The sequence below is a fragment of the Microvirga tunisiensis genome (assembly GCF_009296175.1).
Lineage (GTDB): Bacteria > Pseudomonadota > Alphaproteobacteria > Rhizobiales > Beijerinckiaceae > Microvirga > Microvirga tunisiensis.
Genome location: NZ_VOSK01000535.1, coordinates 1 through 3,062 on the forward strand (window position 1 = coordinate 1; position 3,062 = coordinate 3,062).

Below are 3,062 nucleotides of genomic sequence, written 5' to 3' on the forward strand. Positions count from 1 at the left end.
CAGTTCGCATCGTTGCTCGTCACTCGCCACAACAGGGGACCTGCCTGCCATGATCCGTCTCCCACATCCGATCACGGTATGGAATCATGGCCAGCATCCGTTGGCCACCCCGCTGAAACCTGCTTAGAGAGCGACCCGTCTCAAAGACCCTGGGATGTGTTCAATATAGTGACGGAGGAGGTTTGCCATGTGCATTCCCGTCGCCCTCCAATCTGATTACTTTGCCATTCGCCTGCGCCAGCTTGCATGCCGAAGCAAGAATGCACCGAGACCCACCGCTTGCTGGCCTTGGCGGTGATCTACGAGGATGGCCCGCGCACCCAATCGGGCGCGCCCTAGGCGCAATCTGGAGACCTGCGTGACTGGGTCCTGAGCTTCAATGCCCGCAGTCCCGATGGGTTGTTGAATGGGGGAAGGCGCCGGGCCAGCCCTCGAACTTGAGCGACGAGCATCGCCGGCGCCTGAGCGAGGTGATCGAGACGAGGCCTAATCCCGGCCGTGTCAGATCCGTCTCGTGAACAGTGGCGAGAGGATCTCCTGCCAGAACGCCAGCCGTCGGAGCAGGTTCCGGTGCAACCGTGCTCCGACTGCTTGCAACCACTGGCCGAACCTGTGCCCTGCCCTACACCATGGGCACTGGAGAAGAGATTGCACACGCTCTTCGTGGACGGAGCGCGAGTTCTCCTACGACGCCCACACCAGTCGCAGGGACACCGCTTCGGACGCTGGCTTTTGGCTGCAGCCTCTCGGCGACACCGGAATGTGCTCGCCGGGCCGGCCTTAGCCAACAAGCTCGCCCGCATGGCTTGGAGCGTGCTGCTGCAACACGAGAACGGCTACGAGGCAGAGGTTGCGACCCGGATGTCGTGAGTTGCTTCAACGGCGAGTGATCCGAATGATAGGATGGACGAGCGGTTTTCCGGCGCCCGCAAGCCTGGTTTAAACCGGCCCGGATAGGCCCAAAGTCTAAGCAGGCTCGGTGCGCGGGTTCCGTGATGGCCTAGAGCAGGAGCTACAAATCGAGGCCAGATAGACTGATGCGAACCGTCTCTCATCCATCTGCCGCAGCCCTCTTGCAACGTACCCCCCATCCATAGATAGCTTTCAAACCTGATACATCTCTAGGCGTAACACTAAATAAGCATTGGTATTCCAATGAGGACATTACATCTGAGGTGAAAGGCCGTTAACTTCACCTCGTGGCCAACGAGGAGTGTCGCTTTTGCCCGACGTGCGCAATCGTGCAGCAATCATTATAATTGAACGTAGCAGAAGCAGGGCGGTGTTAAGATACCGGGTAAGAAAATGAACCATAATATTCCTGTTTGATGTGTGGATCTGCGTTCCAAAGCTCATCTCACAGCGCGAAATTATGAATACGACCAGTATGGGACAAATTACATGAACCAAGTGGTGGCCGAAATTCCAAGTAAATCTGCCCCAGTCTGTTGGATACTGAGATCGATGCGCCGTCATCGAATACGTAGATTTACTGCCGCTTGCTTGAGATATGTGTGAAATGTCAACTGGCACGGGAACAAGCGCCTCCTCCACCCCGATGATATCTGTCATAATTCCCTGCTATAATTATGGTAGGTACGTAGGGGAAGCGATCCAAAGCGTCATCGATCAAGATTACGCTCGCAAGGAAGTTATTGTTGTTGATGATGGATCGATAGATGATTCTTGGGACATAATTTGTAAGTTCAAGAAATCTGTGCGTGCTTTGAGGGTGCCAAATGGGGGGCCGCTGAAAGCATGCCTCGCAGGCTTCGATATTGCTACTGGTGAGTATGTTTATATTCTGGATGCTGACGATAAACTGATTGGCTCCAATGCACTTTCTACAGCAGCCGCGGCGCTAGCTGAGCGACCATCTAAACTCCAATTCCCACTTCTACCTGTCAACGAGAGCGGAGAACCAATAGGCTTGGCGTTTCCGCGTTTCAAGGAGGGCTATAGCACGCAGCAGATGACTGAGGAAATTTTCATTGGAGGGTGCTATTTGAGCCCTCCTACCTCAGGAAATATATTCCGGAGGGATGTATTTGCCCTAACACGAGAAGTTGACTATGAAGTTGCGCAAGACGGTGTGGCTTACCTTGTAAGCCCCTTCCTCGGCGACGTGGTAACGTTAGATCGCCCCTTGGCATTTTACCGTGTCCATCAGTTTAACTTGTCGATGACTACCCACCTCAGTGTTGAACGGTTCAAACGCGAGCGGTCCCGATTCCGTGACAGACTTGAGCACCTGAGGCGAATTTTACCCCCGGAGTTCTCATGCAAGATTCCGGTAGCAGATTCCTTGTATTTCTCCTACGAAACACTCGCTCTTGAGCGGGTTGCAGAGGGCAGGCGCCCTAACCCAAGGCTTCTCCTTTCAGCGGTCAGGGCCTTATTTCGCGAGAATAAATCACCCTTACGGCGACTTGTTATCGTGTCTTGGCTCCTTTCGTTGGGAACTTCGCCGTCATCCCTCCGAGTGAAAGTAGCTATGTGGAAGGCAAGTTCTTGGCATCGGCCGCGGCTGTTCCAAATCATGAAGGCAAAATTGGCATGACGCCAGTTTGCGAAATTTCTGATGCGGTGCGGGACAGGTGGCTCGGGGAGTTCATAATTCAGCGTGCCTGTTGTTGTCCTTTGAAGAGCAAACACGGCCTCTTGGGTCTGACTGGCAACGACGAACTCACGTAGTTAGCGATGCCTGGTGCGGCAAGCTCGTAAGCATCCGTCGAGGCTTTCACTACCCATAGATTTGCGCTCCGATCCTGGCGCCGAGTTCGATATCGATCAGGCGCGAGAGTTCTCTCCATATGACGGTGTTGCCCGGGGAGGATCATGCCCGCGCGAGATAGCCGCCCATACGAGCGATCTTGGCAAACGGTAAGCTGACCGCCTGTCAAGCGAACTGAAGAATCGTACCCATCCGAGCTGGCTTTCAATTACCCACATTTTTGGGCTGATCGGCCGCGCTTGCCTGACCGACACCCGTCGTGATTCCTTATCGAGCACCTCATCGTCTGCGACAGGTGTCTCATGGGCCGGGTTTTCTCTTTTCTCTC

The 3,062-nt window shown here is 54.4% G+C and carries 2 protein-coding genes; both read left to right on the forward strand.

Translation table 11 applies throughout. The features are described 5' to 3' along the window. Nucleotides 1-648: 648 nt before the first annotated feature. Nucleotides 649-870, forward strand: a complete 222-nt coding sequence (locus FS320_RS51245; RefSeq protein WP_192926412.1) for a hypothetical protein — start codon at nt 649-651, stop codon at nt 868-870. Between the two features lie 649 nt (nt 871-1,519). After that, entirely contained in the window at nt 1,520-2,560 is a 1,041-nt protein-coding gene (locus tag FS320_RS40785; RefSeq protein WP_162003584.1) for a glycosyltransferase family 2 protein, read from the forward strand. The last annotated feature ends 502 nt before the right edge of the window (nt 2,561-3,062 follow it).

Excerpts from the sequence above, each read along its gene's own strand:
- FS320_RS40785 (WP_162003584.1), top strand. The coding sequence starts at position 1,520 with ATGTCAACTGGCACGGGAACAAGCGCCTCCTCCACCCCGATGATATCT.